Source organism: Bacillus sp. NPDC077027 (assembly GCF_050269555.1).
Taxonomy (GTDB): domain Bacteria; phylum Bacillota; class Bacilli; order Bacillales; family Bacillaceae; genus Bacillus.
Map to the genome: position 1 here is coordinate 275,686 of NZ_JBNNIO010000001.1, position 25,574 is coordinate 301,259.

A 25,574-nucleotide genomic window follows, 5' to 3' on the forward strand; every position below is an offset into this window, starting at 1 on the left:
TTTAGATAAGAAATTTAATGTTAGTGAAAATCGAACTGTATTAATCGGAAAATAAAGGTTTTAAATAAGCGTTTGAAAGTGGTTTGTGTACTGCAACTTCCAATCGTGTAATCTTTTGTTTTATCTAGCGAAGTGAAGCTAAATGTGTAGGAAATCTTTTTTTGTGCAATTTTTATTTAAGTGGAACTGACCTTGTCTGAGAACATAACTAATATTTTATAGGAATGAAATCTTGATTCATTGTCGACTGCTGAAAAATCGTGTATAACTATTTTAACTGATATAGTTAATACGACTAAAAGGAGGCTTGACGATGAAACGTAAACAGAAAAAAGAACTCCTCGAGCAAACTGAGAAGCATTATGATGGTCAAGCTTTTTGGCATAAATTAAAAAAGACAGCACAAAAAGCAGGTGTGTCCGTTGTGTATGCTGTGCTTCTTCTATATTATACGCTCCAAAAGCCAGAGGTACCTGTAAAGGCGAAAACCTTCATTGTCGGAGCGTTAGGGTACTTTATCTTGCCGATTGATTTAATTCCAGATGCGATGGTGGGCGTAGGTTACACGGATGATCTAGGTGCGATTACTTTTGCGTTGCTTCAAGTAGCTATGTATATTGATGATGGTGTGAAGTTTAAGGCAAAGGACAGGCTATCGCAATGGTTTGGTGAAAAGACTGACACATCCTTGATTGATCAAAAACTAGACGGAGAAATGACGTCATCATAAATGAAAGCCTCCTTCTCAGGAGGCTTTCAGCGTGTAGACAAACCCTCGCATTCGTTGTCAGGTCTGCGCGCTGATGCTCACGAATCACACATTCGCTCCGCTCCAGTACTCGTCCTTCCTAGACTTCAAGGGTTTTCAGGTTACGCTGAAAAGAAGACAAAGGTCTAAAATAAAAATCATTTTAGACCTTTGTCAACAATCTGAAAGCCCCCTTTCTCAGGAGGCTTTTTCATTTTTAATTATCGTAAGAATTTCACACATACTGGGTGAGGGACTGCAACATCTGATTGGAGGACAGTCAGTTGGCCAGTTTCTTTATCTCTTTTGTAAAGGACAAGGTTGTTAGATTCTTGGTTTGAACTCACAATAAATTCTTCTGTTGGATCGACTGCAAAGTCTCTTGGCCAATTTCCTTCAGAAGACGTAATCTCAACCAGACGTAATTGACCGTCTTCTTCTGTTTGAAGGACAGCAATGCTGTCATGTCCTCTATTTCCAGCGTACACAAATTGACCGTCAGAAGATACGTGAATCGCACTGCCTTGGTTGTTTTCAGTAAAGTCTGTTGGAATGGTACTAATATATTGTACAGCTTCGAAATGACCATCTTCAAAATAGCGAAGCACAATTACTTCAGAGCTAAGCTCTGTCATGACATATGCGATGTTCATTGTTGGATGGAAAGTAATATGACGAGGTCCGCTACCTGCTTGTGCTTCAAAGGTATGTATGAGCTGAAGCTTGCCATTTTCAAGTGTATAAGTGTAAATGCGATCTGTCCCAAGGTCTACTGCCACAGCATACTTATCATCTGGTGTCAGTCCGAAATAATGTGTATGAGCTTTTTCCTGACGATCCTCATTCGGGCCAGAGCCCTCATGTTGCGCCTGTGAGAGTGTACGTACAACGGAGCCGTCAGTCTGATTGATTTCATATGCTTCTGCTGTTCCTTTATGGTAGTTGGCTGAGAAAGCAGTTTTTGATTTGCTGTCAACTGTCACATGACAAGGAGAAGCGCCTTCATCTAGCTCTTGGTTGATCAATGTAAGTTTTCCTGTCTCACGGTCAACTTGGTATGCTGCGATCCCGCCTTGGTCACCATCTTTCACAACGGCATATACAAATTTTTGATCGTCAGACACCGTTAAGTATGTAGGGTTACCTAACTCAGCAGCAACTTCTACTTGCTCAATTCGCTGCTTGTCTGTATTCAGTGTAAATGAATAAATGCCTTTGCTGTCACCCTTTGTATATGTTCCGATATAACCTTTGATGTTTGCCATGAAAAGCCCTCCTTAAGTAAGATCCTATCATTTTATCACAAAGTGATAAGAAAACGCTTTAGAAAGGCATGAAGCATTTAAAGGAATAAAAAAAGTAACTCCGAAAAATCTCTATTGTTCCTTCAAAAAGATGTGAAGAAATGTAACAAAAGTTTGTTCAAAATCAAACCGATCATGTAGAGTAAATAAAATGCAGAAAAAATACAAAAAATTTTAAGTTTTTTCATTCCTTGTCTAGCAAGAGTGTAAGCGGATACATTCAATTTTGATTAGTCTAAATTGTCTAATAATTTTAAAAATGCTGTTGACACTGTTTGGAAAGGAGCGTAAGATGAGTTCAACAAAAGTTAAACACACAAAGCAAACAAGCCAAAGATATTTTGGTAAAAATATCTGAAAATTCAACTACTTTTTACTTATTAAAGAGAGGGTGCTCGTAAAAATGGGTAACCAGATGGAGCAGTGGATTTTTTTAAACGATCAACTCGTGAAAAAAGAGGATGCTAAAATTTCCGTTTATGATCATGGTTTCTTATATGGAGACGGTGTTTTTGAAGGGATACGCGTCTATGACGGAAATATCTTTCGAATGAAAGAGCATTTGGATCGTTTATACGATTCTGCTAGATCCATTATGCTAAACATACCATATTCACTAGAAGAGCTTGCTGAAAAGATGATTCATACAGTTGAAAAGAACGGATTAAAAGATGCGTATATACGACTTGTCGTATCAAGGGGCGTCGGGGATCTCGGTCTAGATCCGAACAACTGTGGCAGAGCAAATACAGTGATCATTGTTGAACCGCTGGCTATTTTCCCAAAGCACTTGTATGAAACAGGAATTGATATTGTGACAGTACCGACGAGAAGAAATCGTCCAGATGTACTGAGTCCAAAAGTAAAATCATTAAACTATTTAAATAACATACTTGTTCGAATCGAAGCGCATATGGCAGGGGTTAGTGAAGCGCTCATGCTGAATGATCAAGGTTATGTGGCAGAAGGTTCTGCGGACAATGTGTTTATTTATAAAAAAGGCAAGCTTTATACACCACCAGGTTATATCGGTGCTTTAGAAGGTATTACACGAAATGCCATAATAGAGATCGCAGAGGACCTAGGATACGAATTGAAAGAAGAGCCTTTCACTAGACATGATGTGTATACAGCAGAAGAAGTGTTTTTAACTGGAACAGCAGCAGAAGTCATTGCGGTTGTGAAGGTTGATGGACGACAAATTGGTGAAGGTAAACCAGGCTTCCACACAAACAAACTTCTTGAACAGTTCCGTAAGCGGGTTGTAGAAGAAGGAGAAAAAGTCGTTTTTACAGATGAGAATGCAAATGTTAGTTAAATAGATATCGATAAACGTTGAAGAGGACTATTAGCTTTAGAGTCAGTATCTACAGAGAGCCGGTGTTAGCTGAAAACCGGTGTTACTTTCTAAAGTGAACTCACCTCTGAGTGTCTGCTTGAAATGATAGTAGGGCGGACCGAGTGAAATGAATTCACTCGTTACCAAAATGGATGAAAGATGATCCATGAGACGACAGGTATGTCGTGAACAAGGGTGGTACCGCGAAAAACAAAGCTTTTTCGCCCCTTTGACCTATAGAAAAGTAGTGTCAATTGTGGGCGAGAAAGCTTTTTTATATGCTCTCATAATCTTTATCTTGAAATGAAAAGGGTGAAATGACTTGACTGAAACAAGACAAAGAGGAGGAAATCAAGTGGGGACAAATGTGCAAATGGAGACGGAGAAGTCAAAAGGACCAAAAACAATGAATGGTGCAATGATGCTAATTGAATCACTAAAAAGAGAAAAAGTAGAAGTCATCTTTGGCTATCCGGGTGGAGCGGTTTTACCGATCTACGATAAGATTTATGATTCAGGTTTGTTTCATGTACTGCCAAGGCATGAACAAGGAGCGATTCATGCTGCTGAAGGATACGCAAGAGTCTCAGGAAAACCAGGAGTAGTCATTGCAACATCTGGACCAGGGGCAACAAACCTAGTGACTGGAATTGCAGACGCGATGATCGACTCACTTCCGCTTGTTGTCTTCACAGGACAAGTGGCCACATCAGTGATCGGATCAGATGCATTCCAAGAAGCTGATGTACTTGGTATTACAATGCCAATTACGAAACATAGCTACCAAGTGAGACGTCCAGAGGATTTACCGGGTGTTATCAAAGAAGCATTTCACATTGCGACAACCGGTAGACCTGGACCAGTTTTAATCGATATTCCAAAGGATGTCGCAGGAATTGAGGGCGAGTTTGATTACGATCAACCGATTGATCTGCCAGGCTATCAACCAAAGACAGAGCCAAATTATTTACAAATCCGCAAGCTCGTTGAAGCAGTCAGCAGAGCAAAAAAACCAGTTATTTTGGCAGGAGCGGGCGTATTGCACGGGAAGGCGTCGGAAGAGCTTAGACAATATGTAGAGCAACAACAAATCCCAGTTGCACATACATTGCTTGGACTTGGAGGATTTCCAGCACAGCATCCTCTTTTCCTAGGAATGGCGGGTATGCATGGAACATACGCAGCAAACATGGCACTTCATCAATGTGATTTATTAATTTCAATTGGTGCAAGGTTTGATGATCGAGTGACAGGAAACCTCAATCATTTTGCTAAAAATGCAAAGGTTGCCCACATCGATATTGATCCGGCGGAAATTGGTAAAAACATTCATACCCATATTCCAGTTGTAGGAGATAGCAAGATTGTTCTTCAAGAACTTCTTAAACAAGACGGGAAACAAGCCGAAGCTGATGAATGGAAAACCCAATTGAACGATTGGAAAAAAGAATATCCGCTCTGGTATGTGGAAAACGATGAAGAAGGCTTTAAACCGCAAAAACTGATCGAATATATTCATAAATTTACAAAAGGTGAGGCCATTGTGGCAACTGATGTTGGACAGCATCAAATGTGGGCAGCTCAGTTCTATCCATTTGAAAATGCTGATAAGTGGGTAACGTCTGGCGGACTTGGAACGATGGGCTTTGGTCTTCCTGCTGCGATTGGTGCTCAATTAGCTGATAAGAGTGCAACCGTTGTTGCAGTACTAGGAGACGGTGGATTCCAAATGACACTTCAAGAACTTGCCGTTATCCATGAGCTGAACCTTCCAGTCAAAGTGATTATTCTAAACAATCACAGTCTAGGAATGGTAAGACAATGGCAAGAAATTTTTTACGAAGAGCGCTATTCATATTCTAAATTTTCAGACCAGCCTGACTTCGTAAAATTATCTGAAGCTTATGGCATTAAAGGAATCAGAATCTCATCAGATCGAGAAGCGCGTGAACAGCTAGAAGAGGCGCTAACATCTCGGGAGCCTGTTGTCATTGATGTCAATGTAGCGAGAGATGAAAAAGTATTTCCGATGGTAGCACCAGGGAAAGGAAATCATGAGATGGTGGGGGTGAAACCTTGAAGAGGATCATTGTGTTGACCGTTTTAAATCGGTCAGGTGTACTGAACAGAATCACGGGCCTTTTTACAAAAAGACATTACAACATTGAAAGTATTACGGTCGGTCATTCAGAGGTTCAGGACATATCACGTATCACATTCGTCGTCCGTGTGGACCAAGAAAGAGACATTGAGCAGCTGACAAAACAGTTGAACAAACAAATCGATGTCCTTAAAGTAACTGATATTACCAATCAATCAATCGTTCAGCGAGAGCTGGCTTTGATAAAAGTAGTTTCTGCACCAGCGTCGAGAATGGAAATCACAGGGGTAATTGAACCCTTCAGAGCTTCAATTGTTGATGTGAGCAGAGAAAGTGTCGTGATTCAGGTAACAGGCGAGTCTTCTAAAATAGAAGCACTCATAGAACTGTTAAAACCATACGGCATCAAAGAAGTTGCCAGAACTGGCACAACGGCATTTGCTAGAGACAATCAGCAAAAGCCACAATCAAATAAAACAATTTCAATTGTCTAAACAAAAAGGAGAGAGTCAAATGGTAAAAGTATATTATAACGGTGATATTCAAGAAAACGTATTAAATGGAAAGAAAGTAGCAATCATTGGTTACGGTTCACAAGGTCATGCGCATGCGTTGAACTTAAAAGAAAGTGGCGTAGATGTCATTGTTGGAGTGAGAAAAGGCGGATCTTATACAAAAGCACAAGAAGATGGCCATCAAGTATTCACAGTAAAAGAAGCAGCAGCTCAAGCAGACATTGTCATGGTTCTTCTTCCAGACGAGCAACAAAAGAAAGTATATGACGAAGAAATTAAAGATCAATTAGTAGCAGGAAACTCACTTGTATTTGCTCATGGTTTCAACGTACACTTCCATCAGATCGTACCGCCAAGCGATGTAGATGTTTATCTTGTTGCACCAAAAGGACCGGGACATCTAGTGAGAAGAACATATGAACAAGGTGCTGGTGTACCTGCACTATTCGCTATCTACCAAGATGTTTCAGGTCAGGCAAAAGAAAAAGCACTTGCATACGCAAAAGCAATCGGTGGTGCAAGAGCAGGTGTACTTGAAACGACTTTTAAAGAAGAAACAGAAACAGATCTATTCGGTGAGCAAGCAGTACTTTGCGGAGGGTTAACTTCTCTTGTCAAAGCTGGATTTGAAACATTAACAGAAGCAGGCTATCAGCCGGAACTTGCTTACTTTGAGTGTCTTCACGAATTAAAATTGATCGTTGACCTTATGTATGAAGAAGGACTTGAAGGTATGAGATACTCTATCTCTGACACAGCTCAGTGGGGTGACTTCGTTTCTGGACCACGTGTAGTTGATGCGAAAGTAAAAGAATCCATGAAGGCTATCTTGACTGATATTCAAAATGGTACTTTTGCAAAAGAATGGATTGTTGAGAACCAAGTGAATCGCCCAAGATTTAACGCAATCAATTCAAGTGAAAGTGAGCACCAAATTGAAGTAGTTGGAAGAAAACTACGTGAAATGATGCCATTTGTTAAACAAGGTAAGAAAAAGGAAGCGGTGAGCGTCGGTGCGAAAAATTAATTTTTTTGACACAACACTTCGGGATGGAGAGCAATCACCAGGAGTGAACTTAAATGCTCAAGAAAAGCTAATTATTGCAAAACAGCTTGAGCGCCTTGGGGTAAATATTATCGAAGCGGGATTTCCCGCTTCATCCCGAGGGGATTTCTTAGGTGTACTGGAGATTGCAAGAACAATTCAAAACTGTTCAGTAGCAGGTCTTGCACGATGCGTGAAAAGTGATATTGATGCGGCATGGGAAGCGTTAAAAGACGGAGCTGAGCCAAGAATTCATGTGTTTATTGCGACTTCTGATATCCATTTAAAATATAAATTAAAGAAAACAAGAGAAGAAGTCATCGAGCAAGCTGTTTCGATGGTCAAGTATGCGAAAGAGCGTTTCCCTGTTGTCCAGTGGTCGGCGGAAGATGCGTGTCGTACAGACTTGGCATACCTAGCTGAAATCGTCGAAAAAGTTATTGATGCAGGCGCAAGTGTCATCAACTTGCCAGATACTGTTGGCTACCTCGCACCAAAAGAGTATGGAAATATCTTTAAATATATGAAAGAACATGTGCCGAATATCGACCGTGTGAACCTATCTGCTCATTGTCATGATGACCTAGGAATGGCTGTAGCGAACTCACTTGCTGCAATCGAAAATGGGGCAGATCAAATCGAGACAGCAGTCAACGGTATTGGAGAACGTGCAGGAAATGCAGCATTAGAAGAAATTGCAGTCGCACTTCATATCAGAAAAGATTTTTATCAGGTGGAATCTACCATTCAATTGAAAGAAATTAAACGAACAAGTGATGTAGTGAGCAAGTACTCAGGTATGATTGTTCCTCGTAACAAAGCAGTTGTTGGAAATAACGCATTTGCTCATGAATCTGGGATCCATCAAGACGGCTTCCTAAAAGAGAAGTCAACTTATGAAATCATCTCTCCAGAGCTTGTAGGTGTGACGACAGATGTGCTTGTACTTGGTAAACACTCTGGCAGACATGCATTTAAAGATAGATTGAAAAATCTAGGCTTTAAACTTTCTGATGAAGAGATTAATAAATTCTTTGAAACATTCAAGAATCTAACTGAGAAAAAGAAAGAAATTACAGATGATGATCTTATTTCTATTATATTAGAAGAAAAAGTAGCAGACCGAAAAATCGGTTACGAATTTGAATCTCTTCAAGTACATTACGGTACAGAGCAAATGCCAACTGCCGCGGTTTCACTGAAGAACCAAGAGACGCAGGAAGTCATTCAAGAAGCAGCGACTGGAGCTGGCAGTGTAGAAGCTGTCTACAACACACTGGAGCGTTGTATGGAAGAAAGAATTCATTTACTTGATTATCGAATTCAATCGAATGGAAAAGGCAGAGATGCGCTTGCTGAGGTTTATGTGACAGTTTCAATAGAAGGAAAAGAAACATCAGGGCGTGGTGTCGCACAAGACGTACTAGAAGCATCTGCGAAAGCTTATGTAAATGCAGTCAACAGACACCTGATCTTCAAATCAAACCTAGTCGAAATTGAAAAACATCATGTGATCTAACAAGAAAGGAGGAAGGTTCTGTTGAAGAAGAAAATTGCACTTTTGCCCGGCGATGGAATCGGCCCAGAAGTTATCCAATCAGCCGTAGCCGTTTTAAAACAAACAGCATCACAATTTAATCATGAGTTTGAATTTGAAAAAGCACTAATTGGTGGCGTAGCAATCGACGAAAAAAATCAGCCACTACCAGAAGAAACAGTGAGCATTTGCAAAGGTTCAGATGCGATTTTGTTAGGAGCTGTTGGTGGACCAAAATGGGATCAAAACCCACCAGAGCTAAGACCTGAGAAAGGTCTGTTAGCGATCCGCAAACAACTTGATCTATTTGCAAACATTCGTCCAGTTAAAGTGTTTGAAAGTTTAGCAGAGGCTTCACCACTCAAGAAAGAAAATATCGATGGCGTTGATTTTGTCATCGTTCGAGAGCTGACTGGTGGCTTATACTTTGGTGAACCAAGCAAACGCTACACGAATGAAGATGGAAAAGAAGCGGCTGTAGATACACTTCTTTATACAAAAGAAGAAATTGTACGTGTACTGAAAGAAGCGTTCCAAATGGCTCAGAGTAGACGCAAAAAAGTGACGTCTGTTGATAAAGCGAACGTACTGGCTTCAAGTAAGCTTTGGCGGGAAGCAGCAGATGAAGTCGCAAAAGAGTATCCGGATGTTGCATATGAGCACATGCTTGTTGATAATGCTGCGATGCAGCTCATTTATAAGCCAGCCCAATTCGATGTTGTTGTAACTGAGAACATGTTTGGTGACATCTTAAGTGACGAAGCATCCATGATTACGGGCTCACTCGGAATGCTACCATCTGCAAGTCTTTCAAGTACAGGACTCCACTTATATGAGCCGATTCATGGATCAGCACCTGATATTGCGGGGCAAAATGTAGCAAATCCGCTAGCAACGATCCTTTCAGCAGCAAGCTTACTAAGGACTTCATTCACGCTTGAGGAAGAAGCAAAAGCGATTGAAGATGCAGTGGAAGCTGTACTTGCTTCTGGAAAACGGACAAAAGATCTGGCGGGTCAATCAGAAACATATCAAACAACTGATGAAATCACAGAAGCCGTTGTTCAAGCGTTAAAAAGTAGCGCAAAAACAACTGTATAAATAGTAAATTTGTTGAATCAGGTAGAGGGAGGAAATGGGTTATGCCTCGAACAATCATCGAAAAAATTTGGGATCAGCATATTGTGAAAAACGGCGAGGGAAAACCAGACCTTTTATATATTGACCTTCACTTGGTGCATGAGGTGACATCACCTCAAGCGTTTGAAGGGTTAAGACAAAAGGGACGAAAAGTGAGAAGACCTCAAAATACGTTTGCCACAATGGATCACAACATCCCGACAGTGAACCGATTTGTGATCAAAGATGAAGTAGCCAAAAAGCAGGTTAGTGCATTAGAGCGTAACTGTGCTGAATTTGGTGTTCGTCTTGCTGATTTGCACAGTGTTGATCAAGGAATTGTCCACGTTGTTGGGCCGGAGCTTGGGTTAACACTTCCAGGGAAAACAATCGTCTGTGGTGATAGTCATACCTCAACTCATGGTGCCTTTGGTGCACTTGCATTCGGGATTGGTACGAGTGAAGTTGAGCATGTTTTATCCACTCAGACACTGTGGCAAAAACGTCCTAAAACTTTAGAAATTAGAGTGGATGGAAAGCTTCAAAAAGGGGTAACAGCGAAAGATGTCATTTTAGCCGTCATCGGAGCACACGGCGTGAAATTTGGGTCGGGATATGTGATTGAATACACAGGGGAAGTATTCAGAAACATGACGATGGATGAGCGAATGACCGTTTGTAATATGTCAATTGAAGCTGGAGCAAGAGCAGGGTTAATTGCTCCGGATGAAGTTACATTTGAATATTGTCGTAACCGGAAGTATGCACCACAAGGCGAAGACTTTGAAGCAGCGATCGAGGAATGGAAGCAGCTAAGAACGGACCAAGGTGCCACTTACGATAAAACCATTGTATTAGATGGGAATCAAATTTCGCCGATGGTCACATGGGGAATCAATCCAGGGATGGTTCTTCCAGTTGATGCTGCCATACCAGGACCAGAGGACTTTGAGCAAGAAGATGATAAAAAAGAAGTGCTGCGTGCTTATGAATATATGGGAGTGAGCCCGCATCAGCGCATCGAGGATATCACAATTGAGCATGTTTTTATCGGATCATGTACGAACTCAAGAATGACCGATTTACGTCAAGCTGCGGCTATGATTGAAGGACAAAAAGTGTCTGACCATGTCAGAGCAATCGTTGTACCTGGCTCTCAAAGTGTGAAACTTCAGGCAGAGCAAGAAGGTCTAGATCAAATCTTCCTTGAAGCTGGCTTTGAATGGAGAGAATCTGGTTGTAGTATGTGCCTTAGTATGAATAACGATGTAGTACCAGAGGGCGAACGCTGTGCATCTACTTCAAACCGTAATTTTGAAGGTAGACAAGGAAAAGGAGCAAGAACACACCTTGTCAGTCCAGCAATGGCTGCGATGGCTGCCATACATGGCCGATTTGTCGATGTGAGAAAGTTTAATCAAGAGAAAACAGTCGTGTAAGGAGTTGTAGTAGATGGAGCCTTTAGTTACCCATAAAGGGAAAACCGCTGTACTTAACCGTATAAATGTAGACACAGATCAGATTATTCCAAAGCAATTTCTAAAGAGAATCGAACGGACAGGATATGGACGTTTTGCATTTTTTGATTGGCGCTATTTAGCCGATGGTAGTCTGAATCCAGAGTTTGAATTGAATCAGCCTATTTATGAAGGAGCTTCAGTGCTGATTGCAGGTGAAAACTTTGGATGTGGCTCTTCACGTGAGCATGCGCCTTGGGCCCTTGACGATTACGGAATTAAAATCATCATTGCGCCGTCATTTGCAGATATTTTTCATCAAAACTGTTTTAAAAATGGCATGCTGCCGATTCGCCTAGACTACGATGTATGGAAGAAGTTAGTTGAGCAATACGAAAATAAAGGATACGATATGACCGTTGACTTGCAAGAGCAGCAATTGAAAGACCATGAAGGCAATACTATTTCTTTTGATGTGGATCCTCACTGGAGAGAAATGCTAATAAATGGATATGATGAAATCTCATTAACCTTATTATTAGAAGATGAAATTCAAACTTTCGAAAACACTCGCAGCAACTGGTTGCGTGTATAATCAACAAGAAGCCGTACGCTCATCAAAGTGTGACGGCTTCTTTTTTGCATTAAAACCTCTCGTTACTTGTGTTTACTAGCCTTCGTTGGTAAACTGATAAAAAATATGCGCCCGAAAGGAACGTAAGCATGAAGCATGACAAGAAGAAAGATAATGTCATTTTGTTTCCTGGCCTAAAAGAAAGGCTCATAGAAAAGGGAATGACAGCATTAAAAGATAAACAATATCAAGAGGCGCTTCACTTGTTTTCAGAAGCGAAATCCTTTGATGAGGATGAAGAATCCGATATTCACTTAGGGATGGCGATTTGTTTTTTGGAGTTAGGTGAACTTCAAGAAGCAAAACGCGTATGTGAAAAAATGTTAAATGAAGGCTATGGTCATTATTTTACAGTCCTTCAAGTGTATATGACGATTTTGATCCAGTTAAAAGAATATGAAGAAGTGAAGCAAACCATTGAGGCTGTCCTCGAAGAGAATCATCTGCCACCAGAGAGTGCTGAGCATTTTTATAAACTCCTTGAGTTTAGCCGAAAAATGATCGAATCTCCAGAAGAAATAGTGGAGGACTTTGAAGGTGAAAACAATGAGTGGAACGCTGAAGAGATTTTAACAAAGACTGATCAGCAGGTTCATTTTATTCATTCATTGAAAGATCGTAACATTACACCGCATATAGGGTTATTGAATACGATATTACAAAAGCCAAACGCAAATCCGGTCGTCAAATCTCTGATTTTGCAGCTTTTATCAGATCACGAGTATGCAAAGCCTGTCCACATCATAAAGTTTGGGGATTCCCTGACACTTGTTCCTTCAGAGGCGGTCAAACCAGAAAAAATGCCGCTTTTGCAACAGGTGCTACGCATTCTTGATGACACACTTGGTAATGAAAACCCAACACTCTATCAACGAGTAGAGGAATTATGGCGCAGGCATTTATTTGTGCTGTACCCATTCCTACCTAAATATACTGACCCTAGTCTTTGGGCGGCGGCTCTCCATAAGGTCGGATATGAAATGCATGGCATTGAAATTGAAATGAACGAGCTTCACATCTTGTATGAATTTAAAGAGCGAGAGCTAAAAGAAGCTTGTACAATGCTGAAAGATATTGAAGAAATTTCTTGTTTGTAATTTGTCGATATAGTTGAAAGACGTACTTGTTATGTTATAATATAATGGTTGTATTTGTGCTTATTGAGTGCAGTTGTACGATTCAAATGGTTTGAAAGACGATATGTATAATCAAGTAAAATGTTGTATACATAATGCCAGCTGTTTTAAGAGAGCTGTTCTATGTCATTTGATAGAGCCGAGTGCGCTGATTTTGATTGGACGAAGTCTGAATGATGCTTTAGAATGTAACAACGCACAATATGAATAGATTTTTGGAGGGAAACACATGTCAGTAAAATGGGAAAAACAAGAAGGTAACGAAGGTGTCTTAACTGTAGAAGTAGACGCAGAAACATTTAGTAAAGCACTAGATGATGCATTTAAGAAAGTAGTGAAACAAGTTTCAATTCCTGGTTTCCGTAAAGGGAAAGTGCCACGCGGTCTTTTCGAACAACGTTTCGGTGTAGAATCTCTATATCAAGATGCGTTAGATATTCTTCTACCAGTTGAATATCCAAAGGCACTTGATGAAGCTGGTATTGATCCAGTTGATCGTCCTGAAATCGATGTAGAAAAAATCGAAAAAGGTGAAAGCTTAATCTTCACTGCAAAAGTAACTGTGAAACCTGAAGTGAAACTTGGAGACTACAAAGGTCTTAAAGTAGAAAAAGACGACACAACTGTTACTGATGAAGATGTTCAAGAAGAATTAAAAGCGATTCAAAACCGTCAAGCAGAGCTTGTTGTAAAAGAAGAAGGCGCAATTGAAAACGGTGATACAGTCGTTCTTGATTTCGAAGGATTTGTTGATGGAGAAGCGTTTGAAGGCGGAAAAGCTGAAAACTATTCTCTTGAAATTGGATCTGGTTCATTCATCCCTGGTTTCGAAGAGCAGTTAGTTGGTCTTGAAGCTGGTGCTGAAAAAGAAGTAGAAGTGACATTCCCTGAAGAATATCATGCTGAAGACCTTGCAGGTAAACCAGCGATATTCAAAGTGAAAATTCACGAAATCAAAGCGAAAGAACTTCCAGCGCTTGATGACGAATTTGCGAAAGATGTTGATGAAGAAGTAGAAACACTTGCTGAATTGACTGAAAAAACGAAGAAACGTCTTGAAGATGCGAAAGAAAACGAAGCAGAAGCGAAATTCCGTGAAGAATTAGTTGCGAAAGCTTCTGAAAATGCGGAAGTTGATATTCCTCAAGCGATGATCGACACTGAGCTTGACCGCATGATGAAAGAATTCGAACAACGTCTTCAAATGCAAGGAATGAATCTTGAACTTTATTTCCAATTCTCTGGTCAAGATGAAGATGCGTTGAAAGAGCAAATGAAAGAAGATGCTGGAAAACGCGTAAAATCAAACTTGACACTTGAAGCTATTGCAAATGCAGAAGACCTTCAAGTATCTGACGAAGAAGTGGAAGAAGAACTTTCAAAAATGGCAGAGGCGTACAACATGCCGATTGAAAACATCAAACAGGCAGTTGGATCGACTGACGCAATGAAAGAAGATTTAAAAGTTCGTAAAGCAATTGATTTTCTTGTAGAAAACCGTTAACATGGTGCATAATAATAAAACAGGGCGCGAGTGACTCGTGCCTTGTTTTGTACAATTTTTGACTTATCGTCGCTTCTTTTGGAAACGATAGATAATGTCTCGCCTTTTCTGTCATACATATACAATGTGCAGTCGATGAAACACATCGTTACCGTCTTTTAGGAAAGTATGGTAAAATGCATACATACTGGACCCAGGAAAGTAGCCTGACCATATGGCTACGCGAAAATGAAGAAGATTAAGGGGTGAAAGAATGTTTAAATTCAACGAGGAAAAAGGTCAATTAAAGTGCTCGTTTTGCGGAAAAACGCAAGATCAGGTTCGTAAACTGGTCGCAGGACCTGGCGTATATATATGTGATGAATGTATTGAGCTTTGCACGGAGATTGTTGAAGAAGAGCTCGGTACTGAGGAAGAAGTTGAATTCAAGGATGTTCCGAAGCCTCATGAAATTCGGGAGATTCTCGATGAATATGTCATCGGACAAGACAATGCCAAGAAGTCTTTAGCAGTAGCGGTTTATAACCACTATAAACGCATTAACTCCAACAGCAAAATTGATGATGTTGAGCTATCTAAAAGTAACATCTCAATGATTGGGCCAACGGGAAGTGGTAAGACATTACTTGCCCAAACGCTCGCTCGTATTTTGAACGTACCATTTGCAATTGCAGATGCAACGTCTCTAACTGAGGCTGGCTATGTTGGTGAAGATGTCGAGAATATTTTATTGAAATTAATTCAAGCAGCAGATTACGATGTAGAAAAAGCAGAAAAAGGCATTATCTACATTGATGAAATTGATAAAGTAGCAAGGAAATCTGAAAACCCTTCAATTACACGTGATGTTTCTGGTGAAGGTGTCCAGCAGGCGCTCTTGAAAATTCTTGAAGGAACGGTAGCAAGCGTACCACCTCAAGGTGGACGTAAGCATCCACATCAAGAATTTATTCAAATTGATACAACAAACATCCTCTTCATTTGTGGTGGAGCATTTGACGGTATCGAGCAGATCATCAAACGTCGTCTCGGTCAAAAAGTCATTGGTTTCGGTGCTGAGAATAAAGTAGAAGACCTTGAAAAAGAAGTTCTTCTCACAAAAATTCTCCCTGAAGACTTGCTTCGTTTCGGTTTAATTCCGGAATTTATCGGTCGTCTTCCGGTTATTGCAAGTCTAGAACAGCTTGATGAAAATGCACTGGTTGAAATTTTGACAAAACCGAAAAATGCACTTGTGAAGCAATACAAAAAAATGCTTGAGCTTGATGATGTTGAGCTTGAATTTGAAGAAGATGCATTGAGTGAAATTGCGAAAAAAGCAATTGAACGTAAAACAGGTGCTCGTGGGCTTCGTTCCATTATTGAAGGCATTATGTTAGATGTAATGTTTGATTTGCCTTCTCGTGATGACATTGAAAAATGTGTCATTACAGGTGCTACGGTTGCAGATGGTGAATCACCTCGTTTGGTTTTAAAAGATGGTACCATCGTCAATAAAGATACAAAGACTTCCGCTTAATCGCTGAATAAAACTCCTGAGCCGTTCTGGTTCAGGAGTTTTTTATATGGAAAGAAGCGTTTATTCCGTCCAGCTCTAGGAAATACTAGCGACAGTGAACCAATTTAATACATAGACGGATGAAGGAGGGAGCACCGATTGAGCTGGACAGGAATTGTACTATTCATACAGCTGTTTTTTGGGATTGTCATCGGGTTGTACTTTTGGAACTTATTGAGGAATCAACGTACACAAAAGGTGACGATTGACAAAGAATCGAAAAAAGAAATGGAGGCGCTTAGAAAGATGCGATCCATTAAATTGAGTGAGCCTTTATCAGAGAGAGTCCGGCCAAAGGACTTTCAAGATATTGTAGGACAGGAAGATGGCATTCGTGCGTTAAAGGCAGCATTGTGTGGTCCGAACCCTCAGCATGTCATTGTTTACGGCCCGCCAGGTGTTGGGAAAACGGCTGCCGCTCGCCTTGTCATGGAAGAGGCGAAACGACATGCTGACTCACCATTTAAAAAAGATGCTGTTTTTGTTGAGCTTGATGCAACAACGGCTCGATTCGATGAACGAGGCATCGCTGATCCTCTCATCGGTTCTGTGCATGATCCGATATATCAAGGTGCAGGTGCTATGGGTCAAGCGGGTATTCCGCAACCGAAGCAGGGGGCTGTGACTCATGCACATGGGGGAGTGCTTTTCATTGATGAAATAGGTGAACTACATCCAATTCAAATGAACAAGATGCTCAAAGTATTAGAAGATCGTAAAGTTTTCCTGGAAAGTGCGTATTATAGTGAAGAAAATACACAAATTCCTAATCACATTCATGATATTTTCCAAAATGGGCTACCCGCTGATTTTAGGCTAATTGGTGCCACCACAAGAACACCAGATGAGATTCCACCAGCCATTAGGTCAAGGTGTTTAGAGATTTTCTTTAAAGATTTAGATCAGCACGAACTGAAGATTGTTGCAGCGAAAGCTGTAGAAAAAATAAAAAAAGAATTAAGTGAAGAAGGACTTGATCTTCTAACTACTTACGTAAAAAACGGACGAGAAGCGGTCAATATGGTACAGATTGCCGCAGGAATGGCTGTGACGGAAAACCGCAAAGAAATTACATTGGCTGATGTAGAATGGGTTATTCACTCTAGTCAACTCACTCCAAGATATGAGCAAAAAGTGCCGGAAAAGCCAAAGGTCGGAATTGTGAATGGACTTGCTGTATATGGACCAAACAGTGGTGCTCTGCTAGAGATTGAGGTCAATATATGTAAGGCACTTGATAAAGGAAGTATCAATATTACAGGAATTGCCGAAGAAGAAAGCATTGGAAATCAGTCGAAATCAATTCGGCGTAAAAGTATGGCAAAAGGATCGGTTGAAAACGTATTGACAGTGCTCAGGAATCTAGGCATTCGTACAAATGAATATGATATCCATATCAATTTTCCAGGTGGAGCCCCAATTGACGGACCATCTGCTGGAATTGCGATGGCAACGGCCATCTTCTCTGCCATTCACCAAATTCCAATTGACCATTTAACAGCCATGACTGGAGAAATCGGCTTGCAAGGTCAGGTGAAACCTATAGGTGGTGTCATTCCAAAAATTAAGGCGGCGAAGCAAGCAGGCGCAAAGACAGTCATTATTCCTTATGACAATCAGCAATCGATTTTAAAAGAGATTGAAGGAGTCACGATTGTACCTGTGAAGCATTTCCAAGAGGTGTTGGATGTAAGTCTGGTGAATCCACCAGATGAAAAGAAAGATGGATTTGGTGAAGAAATGAAAAGAGAATCAGTTTAATCCCCATCACATATGGGGATTTTTTAGTGAAATAGAGAATTTTTTTCTTTTTCAAGCGAAAAAGAAAGGGTATACTACGGTAAGATCATCATTTCTCGATCTTTCGCATTGTACAAGAACGAAACAGGTATATTATAATGATTCATACTAGTGACGGAGGTGTCAATCAACATGGCAGATGAAATCAAAAGAAATATTCCGCTCCTTCCATTGCGAGGTCTCCTTGTCTACCCGACAATGGTCTTGCACTTAGATGTTGGGCGTGAGAAGTCTGTTCAAGCTTTAGAACAGGCAATGATGAACGACCATACGATTTTTCTAGCAACGCAGCGGGAAATTTCAATAGATGAACCAGGTGAAGAGGAAATATTCAAAGTCGGCACCTACACAAAAATTAAACAAATGCTCAAGTTACCAAATGGAACAATCCGTGTGCTAGTCGAAGGCCTAAACAGAGCCCAAATCGAGTCTTATACAGAGCTAGAGGACTATACGTCGGTTGAAATTAAAGAATTGCAGGAAGAAGATAACAAGGATGCTGAAGCAGAGGCTTTAATGCGAACGCTTTTAGATCATTTCGATCAGTACATAAAAATTTCAAAAAAAATATCAGCTGAAACATATGCAACGGTGACCGATATTGAAGAACCTGGAAGAATGGCGGATATTGTGGCATCTCACCTACCTTTGAAATTAAAGAACAAGCAAGAAGTACTTGAAACGGTTGATGTGAAAAAACGACTCAATCGAGTGATTAGTTTGATTCATAATGAAAAAGAAGTACTGGAGATCGAAAAGAAAATTGGCCAAAGGGTCAAGCGATCAATGGAACGGACGCAAAAAGAATACTACTTGCGTGAACAAATGAAGGCAATCCAAAAAGAACTCGGCGATAAAGAAGGAAAAACCGGTGAAGTCAGTACGTTAATGACAAAAATCGAAAAATCCAAAATGCCTGAATCTGTAAGAGAAACTGCACTTAAGGAACTAAATCGCTATGAAAAAATTCCGTCTAGCTCGGCTGAAAGCTCTGTTATACGCAATTACATTGATTGGCTGGTCAACTTACCTTGGGGCATCTATACAGAAGATCGCCTTGATTTGAAGCTTGCGAGCACAATTTTAGATGAAGAGCACCATGGGCTAGAAAAAGTAAAAGAGCGTGTGCTTGAATATTTAGCAGTTCAAAAGCTAACGAATTCATTAAAAGGGCCTATTCTTTGTCTAGCTGGACCACCAGGGGTTGGGAAAACGTCGCTTGCAAAATCCATTGCAAAATCGCTTGATCGAAAGTTTATTCGAATTTCTCTTGGCGGTGTTCGTGATGAATCTGAGATACGTGGACATAGACGGACATACGTTGGCGCAATGCCTGGGCGTATTATTCGAGGAATGAGCAAGGCAGGCACAATGAATCCGGTCTTCCTTCTTGATGAAATTGACAAGATGTCCTCTGATTTTAGAGGTGATCCTTCTTCAGCCATGCTTGAGGTACTTGATCCAGAGCAAAATCATAACTTTAGTGATCATTACATCGAAGAGACATTTGATCTTTCGCAAGTTCTATTTATTGCGACTGCGAACAACTTGGCAACCATTCCTGGCCCGCTTCGTGATAGAATGGAGATTATCACAATTGCAGGATATACAGAGGTAGAAAAAGCAGAAATTGTGAAGGATCACCTTCTGCCAAAGCAGCTCAAAGACCACGGACTAAAGAAATCGAATTTACAACTTCGTGAATCGGCGATTTATGATATTATTCGTTATTACACTAGGGAAGCTGGTGTGCGTGGTTTAGAACGTCAGCTTGCAGCCATTTGCCGCAAAGCTGCTAGAGCGATTGTCGCAGAAGATCGCAAACGAATCACAGTGACAGAAAAGAATTTATCGGACTATCTCGGCAAAAAAGTCTATCGTTATGGACAGGCTGAAACGACGGATCAGGTCGGTGTTGTCACAGGTCTAGCTTATACAACAGTCGGCGGGGATACATTATCGATCGAGGTTTCGCTCTCACCAGGTAAAGGAAAGTTACTCTTAACTGGGAAACTTGGGGATGTGATGAGAGAATCCGCGCAGGCGGCATTCAGTTATATTCGCTCTAAAGCAAATGAACTGAATATTGATCCGGACTTTAATGAAAAACATGACATTCATATTCACGTGCCAGAAGGTGCTGTACCAAAAGATGGACCGTCAGCCGGAATTACGATTGCGACAGCACTTGTATCAGCACTCACAGGAAGACCAGTTTCCAAAGAAGTTGGGATGACAGGAGAAATCACACTAAGAGGAAGAGTGCTTCCTATTGGTGGATTGAAAGAAAAAGCGCTCGGGGCTCATCGGGCAGGACTGAAAACCATTATTTTGCCAAAAGATAATGAAAAGGATATAGATGATATTCCTGAGAGCGTGAGAGAAGGACTGACTTTTATTCCAGTCTCACATCTAGATGAAGTACTTAAGAAAGCGTTAGTAGGAGAGGGAACATGAAAGTAACAAAATCAGATATCGTCATCAGTGCTGTAAAGCCTGAGCAATACCCAGATGGGGGATTGCCGGAGATTGCACTTGCCGGTAGATCAAACGTTGGTAAATCATCATTTATCAATTCGTTAATTAATCGCAAAAACCTGGCGCGTACGTCTTCTAAGCCAGGGAAGACACAAACATTGAATTTCTATATTATTAATGATCTTCTTCATTTTGTGGACGTTCCAGGCTATGGCTTTGCCAAAGTATCTAAAACAGAACGTGAAGCATGGGGGCGCATGATTGAAACGTACATCACTACACGTGAAGAGCTTAAGGCAGTGGTTCAAATTGTTGACTTACGCCATAAGCCTTCAGCAGAAGATGTAAACATGTACGAATTTCTTAAATATTATGGCATTTCAGTGATTGTCATCGCCACAAAAGCGGATAAAATCCCGAAGGGCAAATGGGAAAAGCACGCCAAAGTAGTGAAGAAGACGCTTGATATTGATCCTTTGGATGAATTAATTCTTTTTTCATCAGAAACGAAAAAAGGAAAAGAAGAAGCGTGGAATGCGATTCTTGCAAAGGTGAATAGCTAAGAGAAAAGGCATCTGGAAACATCAGATGCCTTTTTATTGTATAAGTTATCTCCTTTTTAAAAATAATAAGAGGAGACTGACAGCTACTAGTACATATGGCCAGTACAATTCAAAGCCAGAGGTTGGGATCGATAATGAGGCTAGCTTGCTTATAATTTGCTGAAAGAAATAAAGAAATAGACCAAGTCCAATGAGAACCATGCTTTCCATTTGATATTCTTTTTTCAGCGCTGATTTCGCAAAAAGAGCAAGGCCGAAAATAAGAACCATCATCGTAAAGGTATCAGGCCACCAGTCGATTTTTGGCTGAAGAATAAAGTGTAGCGAAAGGCCAGTCAGCAGCATACCGATGAACATGTGCGAATGATCTTGCTCTTTTTTACCTTGATACAAAAAGGCAAGTCCAAAAAACAACACGAGGGTATACCATTTCTCTTGGTCTTTCCAAAGGTCAAATTGTCCTCCTGAAAGGATGGCGTAAAGGGCTACAGCGAGTAGCAACAGTGGGAGTAGAATGGATTTCTTTTTCAAGTGATGTCACCTTCTTTTAAGCAGATCATTTGTCGACACACGCCAAATCTGGTAAATTACTTGAAGTAGTGATGAGCATGTGTCTGATGTAGAACATTTTTCTACTATATCACAACATTTTTGAAATCTGTTCACATTTTTCATCCAGTTAAAAATGAATATATGTTATAATCATTATAAATAATGAATTCTATATTGTAATTATTATAAATTAGACAGGGCGTTGGGGGTGCAAGTTGAAGTTATGCATATTCTTGTTGTGGGTTTAGATTACAAAACAGCCCCTGTTGAGATACGAGAACAGCTAAGTTTTGAGTCGAGTCAGCTCGGTGAGGCTATGTCCAAGCTTAAAGAGGAAAAAAGCATTCTAGAAAATATCGTCATCTCAACATGCAATCGAACAGAGATCTATGCTGTTGTAGATCAGCTTCATACTGGTCGGTTTTATATAAAAAGATTTTTAGCAGATTGGTTCGGTTTAGAAAAAGAAGATGTATCTCCTTATTTGCGATTTTACGAAAACGATGGTGCAGTTGAGCACTTATTCCGCGTGGCATGTGGGCTTGATTCAATGATCATCGGCGAAACACAAATTCTTGGCCAAGTACGTGCAAGCTTCAAAGTGGCTCAAGAGGAAGATACCATTGGTACCGTTTTCAATTATTTATTTAAGCAGGCTGTTACGGTTGCGAAGCGTTCACACGCTGAGACAGATATAGCTTCTAACGCTGTTTCTGTTAGCTATGCAGCAGTTGAGCTTGCAAAGAAAATCTTTGGTCGTCTTAATGACAAACATGTGTTGATTCTCGGTGCTGGGAAAATGGGCGAGCTGGCAGCGCAAAATCTCCAAGGGCAAGGAATTGGACAGGTGACGGTGATTAATAGAACCTTTGAAAAGGCTGAAGAGCTTGCGAACCGTTTCTCTGGCGAACCAAGAAGTTTGAATCAGCTAGAAAAAACGTTATCTGAAGCAGATATTGTCATTAGCTCTACTGGAGCGAAGCAGTTTGTTATCACAAAGGGAATGCTAGAGAAGGCAAATAAGCATCGCAAAGGACGCCCACTTTTCATGGTGGATATTGCCGTTCCGCGTGATCTAGATCCGTCTATTTCCGAAGTGGAAGGTGCCTTCTTATATGATATTGATGACTTAGAAGGTATTGTAGCAGCTAATCTTAAAGAGCGTCGTGCTGTTGCCGAACAGGTTGAACTGCTCATTGAAGCAGAGATTGTTGAGTTTAAACATTGGCTGAACACATTAGGTGTAGTTCCTGTCATTTCTGCACTAAGAGAAAAGGCTCTTTCCATTCAAGCTGATACGATGCAAAGTATTGAGCGGAAGCTTCCACACCTTTCTCATCGTGAAATGAAGTTGCTCAATAAACATACGAAAAGCATCATTAATCAAATGCTAAAAGATCCCATTTTAAAAGCAAAAGAAATTGCTGGAGAACCAGATTCAGAAGAAAAGCTAGTTCTCTTTAAAGAAATTTTTGATTTAAAAGCAGCGGGTGAAGATCGTGAAGTAGAGCAAAAAGAAACAGAGCGAGGTTCATTTCAGCTTTTTAAACCAAATATGCAGCAAGACTTTGCTACGATTGCTAGTGAGTGATTAGACGATGATGGAATCCATTGTAGCAAGACTCAATGAAGCGACCATTCTCATCTATGCACTGAGCGTACTATTTTATTTCATAGATTTTCTTCAACACAACCGGAAGGCTGGGAAAATGGCTTTCTGGTTGCTTTCTATTGTCTGGCTGCTGCAAACAGCCTACATGTTTTACATTATGATCGAAACAGATCGATTCCCTGTGTTGAATGTGGCAGAGGGTTTATATTTTTATACGTGGGTGCTTGTGACACTTTCGCTCGTGCTTGCAAAAGTGCTTCGCGTCGAATTTATTGTCTTTTTTACAAATGTCATTGGCTTTTCAATGATGGCGATTCATACATTTACACCGTCAAATCTCCATTCGGCAGAGATGGCCGGTCAACTTACATCAGAACTGCTTGTCATTCATATTACGATGGCGATTTTATCATACGGAGCATTTTCGCTTTCTTTCGCTTTTTCGCTGCTCTATCTTTTACAATATCGGTTGCTCAAAAAGAAAAAGTGGGGAAAATGGCTTCTGAGAATTGAAGATTTATCAAAACTTGATCATATGGCATATGTCTTGAATATTATTGGCGTGCCGATGCTTTTATTAAGTCTGATTCTAGGTGTCATTTGGGCTTACATTTCCTATGATACGCTGTACTGGACAGATACTAAGGTGCTTGGCTCGTTTATCATGCTCTTTTTATATGGCTGTTATTTATATATCAGACTGGTAAGGAATGTGCAGGGCAAGGTCATTGCGCTTTTTAATGTCGCTGCGTTTCTTGTGCTAATGATCAATTATTTTCTGCTTGGTAGCTTATCAACCTTTCATCTTTTTAAATAATGAGGAGTCTTAGGACAACTTCGGGAGGAAGACGTAATGCGAACAATTAAAGTAGGTTCAAGACGAAGTAAGCTTGCCCTTACACAAACAAAATGGGTGATTAGCAAGCTGTCTAAGCTGAACCCTTCTTACTCATTTGAAATTCAAGAGATTGTAACAAAAGGGGATCAAATTCTAGATGTGACCTTATCAAAGGTTGGCGGAAAAGGATTGTTTGTCAAAGAGATTGAACAAGCGATGCTGAATAAAGACATCGATATGGCAGTACATAGTATGAAGGATATGCCTGCTGTCTTACCAGATGGGCTTGTAATCGGATGTATTCCTGAGCGGGAAGATGTACGTGATGCGCTCATTTCGGAAAATCATCAACCGCTCAGTGAGTTGCCTAAAGGTGCAGTTGTTGGAACGAGCAGTTTGCGACGTAGCGCCCAACTTCTACAGGAAAGACCAGATTTAAATATCAAGTGGATAAGAGGTAATATTGATACAAGGCTTGAAAAGCTGAAAAACGAGGAATACGATGCCATTATTTTAGCTGCTGCCGGTCTTTCTCGAATGGGTTGGAGCAAAGATGTTGTGACTGAGTTTTTATCTCCGGCTGTTTGTTTACCAGCAGTTGGACAGGGAGCGCTTTCAATCGAGTGTCGTGAAGATGACAATGAGCTTCTTGAGCTACTGTCTCATTTTACACATGAATACACGAAAAGGACTGTACTGACAGAACGAGCATTTTTAAATCAGATGGATGGGAGCTGTCAGGTTCCTATTGCAGGGTATGCCATCATGAATGAGAAACATGAGATTGAGCTGACAGGACTTGTTGCTTCTGCTGACGGTAAAACCATCGTAAAAGAGACTGTGGTTGGTACAGACCCAGAGACAATTGGAATACAATGTGCAAAGCAGATGGCTGATAAAGGAGCGAAAGCTTTGATAGACAAAGTCAAAAAGGATTTGTCCTCTCAATGAAACAGGTGAGATCCTTGCACGGACAAACGGTTCTAGTCACCCGGAATGAGCGCCAAGCGGACTCCTTTAGGCATAAAATAGAAGCGCATGAAGGCAGTGCAGTGCTTGCATCGCTCATTCGTTTTGAGCCTGCGCTAAAGCAAGAGCAAGCAAAGGCTTTTGAAGCAGACTTGGCAGAAAGTGATTGGCTTGTTTTCACAAGTGTAAATGGAGCATCTTTCTTTTTTCAATATCTTGAAGAACATCATATTCAAACGGACTGGACGACTCTGAGAGTAGCTGCAGTCGGAGAGAAAACATCAGCCTATTTAAATCAACACGGCTTGACTGTAGATGTTATGCCAGAACGGTTTATCGCCGAGGAATTAGCGGATGCATTAGTAAAAAAAGTCGCTTCAGGTGAGAAAGTGATTGTTGCAAAAGGGAACCTTTCACGTGCTGTCGTGAAGAAGACGCTTTTACCTCTTGGCATAGACGTGACAGAATGGATTTTATATTACACAGTGAAGGATGAAGAAGGGATTGCTGTTTTAAAAGCGGCAATGACAAATCACACATTTGATTTTATTACATTTACGAGTTCTTCGACTGTTCATTCATTTATGCATGTCATGGAAAGTGAGAGCAAGGAGCTACAAAAAAAGGGAACATGTTTTGTGACAATTGGCCCCCTTACAAAAGAAGCACTGCTTCAATATGGATTTCAATCTGAAACACCAGAGACTTATACGATAGATGGCATGCTTGATCTGATGTGCCGTTTGTCTGAAAGGAAGTTTTAAC

General features: G+C 40.6%; 21 protein-coding genes and 1 other annotated feature. Of the genes, 19 read left to right on the top strand and 2 right to left on the bottom strand.

All coding sequences use genetic code 11. The annotated features are described in order from the left end of the window. The first annotated feature begins 313 nt into the window (after nt 1-313). A complete protein-coding gene (locus tag ACQKEZ_RS01575) occupies nt 314-730 on the top strand; it encodes a YkvA family protein (RefSeq protein WP_427298189.1) in 417 nt (138 codons plus the stop codon). Nucleotides 731-969: 239 nt separating this feature from the next. Here the strand turns inward: ACQKEZ_RS01575 and ACQKEZ_RS01580 are convergent, their stop codons facing one another. Continuing rightward, on the bottom strand, nt 970-2,013 hold the full coding sequence (locus ACQKEZ_RS01580) for a lactonase family protein (RefSeq protein WP_427298191.1): 1,044 nt from the start codon (nt 2,011-2,013) through the stop codon (nt 970-972). 442 nt (nt 2,014-2,455) lie between these two features. Here ACQKEZ_RS01580 and ilvE point away from each other — a divergent pair, with 442 nt between their 5' ends. The 14 genes from ilvE to yihA all read left to right on the top strand — a co-directional run bounded on the left by ilvE (nt 2,456) and on the right by yihA (nt 20,838). Continuing rightward, a complete protein-coding gene (ilvE, locus tag ACQKEZ_RS01585; RefSeq protein WP_427298192.1) occupies nt 2,456-3,370 on the top strand; it encodes a branched-chain-amino-acid transaminase in 915 nt (304 codons plus the stop codon). Nucleotides 3,371-3,378: 8 nt separating this feature from the next. Next, nucleotides 3,379-3,623: a binding site (T-box leader), on the top strand. Nucleotides 3,624-3,746: 123 nt separating this feature from the next. Further along, entirely contained in the window at nt 3,747-5,471 is a 1,725-nt protein-coding gene (gene ilvB / locus ACQKEZ_RS01590; RefSeq protein ID WP_427298193.1) for an acetolactate synthase large subunit, read from the top strand. Continuing rightward, entirely contained in the window at nt 5,468-5,986 is a 519-nt protein-coding gene (gene ilvN / locus ACQKEZ_RS01595) for an acetolactate synthase small subunit (protein WP_427298195.1), read from the top strand. The genes ilvB and ilvN overlap by 4 nt, the downstream gene beginning before the upstream one ends. Nucleotides 5,987-6,005: 19 nt before the next feature. After that, on the top strand, nt 6,006-7,034 hold the full coding sequence (gene ilvC / locus ACQKEZ_RS01600) for a ketol-acid reductoisomerase (protein ID WP_427298197.1): 1,029 nt from the start codon (nt 6,006-6,008) through the stop codon (nt 7,032-7,034). Next, complete coding sequence (locus tag ACQKEZ_RS01605) at nt 7,021-8,571, top strand: 2-isopropylmalate synthase (RefSeq protein ID WP_427298199.1); 1,551 nt, start codon at nt 7,021-7,023, stop codon at nt 8,569-8,571. The genes ilvC and ACQKEZ_RS01605 overlap by 14 nt, the downstream gene beginning before the upstream one ends. 21 nt (nt 8,572-8,592) lie before the next feature. Then, entirely contained in the window at nt 8,593-9,690 is a 1,098-nt protein-coding gene (gene leuB / locus ACQKEZ_RS01610) for a 3-isopropylmalate dehydrogenase (RefSeq protein WP_427298200.1), read from the top strand. Between the two features lie 41 nt (nt 9,691-9,731). Further along, a complete protein-coding gene (gene leuC / locus ACQKEZ_RS01615; RefSeq protein WP_427298202.1) occupies nt 9,732-11,147 on the top strand; it encodes a 3-isopropylmalate dehydratase large subunit in 1,416 nt (471 codons plus the stop codon). A 13-nt stretch (nt 11,148-11,160) separates the two neighbouring features. Beyond that, on the top strand, nt 11,161-11,760 hold the full coding sequence (gene leuD / locus ACQKEZ_RS01620) for a 3-isopropylmalate dehydratase small subunit (protein ID WP_427298204.1): 600 nt from the start codon (nt 11,161-11,163) through the stop codon (nt 11,758-11,760). A gap of 128 nt (nt 11,761-11,888) precedes the next feature. Beyond that, nucleotides 11,889-12,896 (top strand): DNA damage checkpoint antagonist DdcA, encoded by a 1,008-nt coding sequence (gene ddcA, locus ACQKEZ_RS01625; protein ID WP_427298206.1) that lies wholly within the window; start codon nt 11,889-11,891, stop codon nt 12,894-12,896. A gap of 268 nt (nt 12,897-13,164) precedes the next feature. Further along, the gene (gene tig / locus ACQKEZ_RS01630; protein ID WP_427298208.1) at nt 13,165-14,439 is read left to right on the top strand and encodes a trigger factor; all 1,275 of its coding nucleotides are present in this window, start codon (nt 13,165-13,167) and stop codon (nt 14,437-14,439) included. Between the two features lie 253 nt (nt 14,440-14,692). Next, nucleotides 14,693-15,958 carry an ATP-dependent protease ATP-binding subunit ClpX gene (clpX, locus tag ACQKEZ_RS01635; RefSeq protein WP_427298210.1) on the top strand — a complete coding sequence of 422 codons (1,266 nt, stop codon included), beginning with the start codon at nt 14,693-14,695 and terminating at the stop codon, nt 15,956-15,958. 138 nt (nt 15,959-16,096) lie between these two features. Then, nucleotides 16,097-17,758, top strand: coding sequence for an ATP-dependent protease LonB (gene lonB, locus ACQKEZ_RS01640; RefSeq protein WP_427298212.1), 1,662 nt, complete (start codon nt 16,097-16,099; stop codon nt 17,756-17,758). A 171-nt stretch (nt 17,759-17,929) separates the two neighbouring features. After that, complete coding sequence (lon, locus tag ACQKEZ_RS01645; RefSeq protein WP_427298214.1) at nt 17,930-20,254, top strand: endopeptidase La; 2,325 nt, start codon at nt 17,930-17,932, stop codon at nt 20,252-20,254. Then, nucleotides 20,251-20,838, top strand: a complete 588-nt coding sequence (gene yihA / locus ACQKEZ_RS01650; protein ID WP_427298216.1) for a ribosome biogenesis GTP-binding protein YihA/YsxC — start codon at nt 20,251-20,253, stop codon at nt 20,836-20,838. The genes lon and yihA overlap by 4 nt, the downstream gene beginning before the upstream one ends. 45 nt (nt 20,839-20,883) lie before the next feature. Here the strand turns inward: yihA and ACQKEZ_RS01655 are convergent, their stop codons facing one another. After that, entirely contained in the window at nt 20,884-21,369 is a 486-nt protein-coding gene (locus ACQKEZ_RS01655) for a hypothetical protein (RefSeq protein ID WP_427298218.1), read from the bottom strand. Between the two features lie 244 nt (nt 21,370-21,613). Here ACQKEZ_RS01655 and hemA point away from each other — a divergent pair, with 244 nt between their 5' ends. Genes hemA through ACQKEZ_RS01675 form a run of 4 tightly spaced genes read left to right on the top strand, consistent with a single transcriptional unit; the run spans nt 21,614 to nt 25,573 of the window. Continuing rightward, the gene (gene hemA, locus ACQKEZ_RS01660; protein ID WP_427299282.1) at nt 21,614-22,981 is read left to right on the top strand and encodes a glutamyl-tRNA reductase; all 1,368 of its coding nucleotides are present in this window, start codon (nt 21,614-21,616) and stop codon (nt 22,979-22,981) included. Nucleotides 22,982-22,988: 7 nt separating this feature from the next. Then, a complete protein-coding gene (locus tag ACQKEZ_RS01665; RefSeq protein ID WP_427298220.1) occupies nt 22,989-23,819 on the top strand; it encodes a cytochrome c biogenesis protein in 831 nt (276 codons plus the stop codon). A gap of 36 nt (nt 23,820-23,855) precedes the next feature. Then, entirely contained in the window at nt 23,856-24,791 is a 936-nt protein-coding gene (gene hemC / locus ACQKEZ_RS01670; protein WP_427298222.1) for a hydroxymethylbilane synthase, read from the top strand. Beyond that, nucleotides 24,788-25,573 carry a uroporphyrinogen-III synthase gene (locus ACQKEZ_RS01675; RefSeq protein WP_427298224.1) on the top strand — a complete coding sequence of 262 codons (786 nt, stop codon included), beginning with the start codon at nt 24,788-24,790 and terminating at the stop codon, nt 25,571-25,573. The genes hemC and ACQKEZ_RS01675 overlap by 4 nt, the downstream gene beginning before the upstream one ends. Nucleotide 25,574: the final 1 nt, after the last annotated feature.

Coding starts and splice junctions, on each gene's coding strand:
- ACQKEZ_RS01575 (WP_427298189.1), top strand. CDS start 314: ATGAAACGTAAACAGAAAAAAGAACTCCTCGAGCAAACTGAGAAGCAT.
- ACQKEZ_RS01580 (WP_427298191.1), bottom strand. CDS start 2,013: ATGGCAAACATCAAAGGTTATATCGGAACATATACAAAGGGTGACAGC.
- ilvE (WP_427298192.1), top strand. CDS start 2,456: ATGGGTAACCAGATGGAGCAGTGGATTTTTTTAAACGATCAACTCGTG.
- ilvC (WP_427298197.1), top strand. CDS start 6,006: ATGGTAAAAGTATATTATAACGGTGATATTCAAGAAAACGTATTAAAT.
- leuC (WP_427298202.1), top strand. CDS start 9,732: ATGCCTCGAACAATCATCGAAAAAATTTGGGATCAGCATATTGTGAAA.
- leuD (WP_427298204.1), top strand. CDS start 11,161: ATGGAGCCTTTAGTTACCCATAAAGGGAAAACCGCTGTACTTAACCGT.
- ddcA (WP_427298206.1), top strand. CDS start 11,889: ATGAAGCATGACAAGAAGAAAGATAATGTCATTTTGTTTCCTGGCCTA.
- tig (WP_427298208.1), top strand. CDS start 13,165: ATGTCAGTAAAATGGGAAAAACAAGAAGGTAACGAAGGTGTCTTAACT.
- clpX (WP_427298210.1), top strand. CDS start 14,693: ATGTTTAAATTCAACGAGGAAAAAGGTCAATTAAAGTGCTCGTTTTGC.
- lon (WP_427298214.1), top strand. CDS start 17,930: ATGGCAGATGAAATCAAAAGAAATATTCCGCTCCTTCCATTGCGAGGT.
- yihA (WP_427298216.1), top strand. CDS start 20,251: ATGAAAGTAACAAAATCAGATATCGTCATCAGTGCTGTAAAGCCTGAG.
- hemA (WP_427299282.1), top strand. CDS start 21,614: ATGCATATTCTTGTTGTGGGTTTAGATTACAAAACAGCCCCTGTTGAG.
- ACQKEZ_RS01665 (WP_427298220.1), top strand. CDS start 22,989: ATGATGGAATCCATTGTAGCAAGACTCAATGAAGCGACCATTCTCATC.
- hemC (WP_427298222.1), top strand. CDS start 23,856: ATGCGAACAATTAAAGTAGGTTCAAGACGAAGTAAGCTTGCCCTTACA.
- ACQKEZ_RS01675 (WP_427298224.1), top strand. CDS start 24,788: ATGAAACAGGTGAGATCCTTGCACGGACAAACGGTTCTAGTCACCCGG.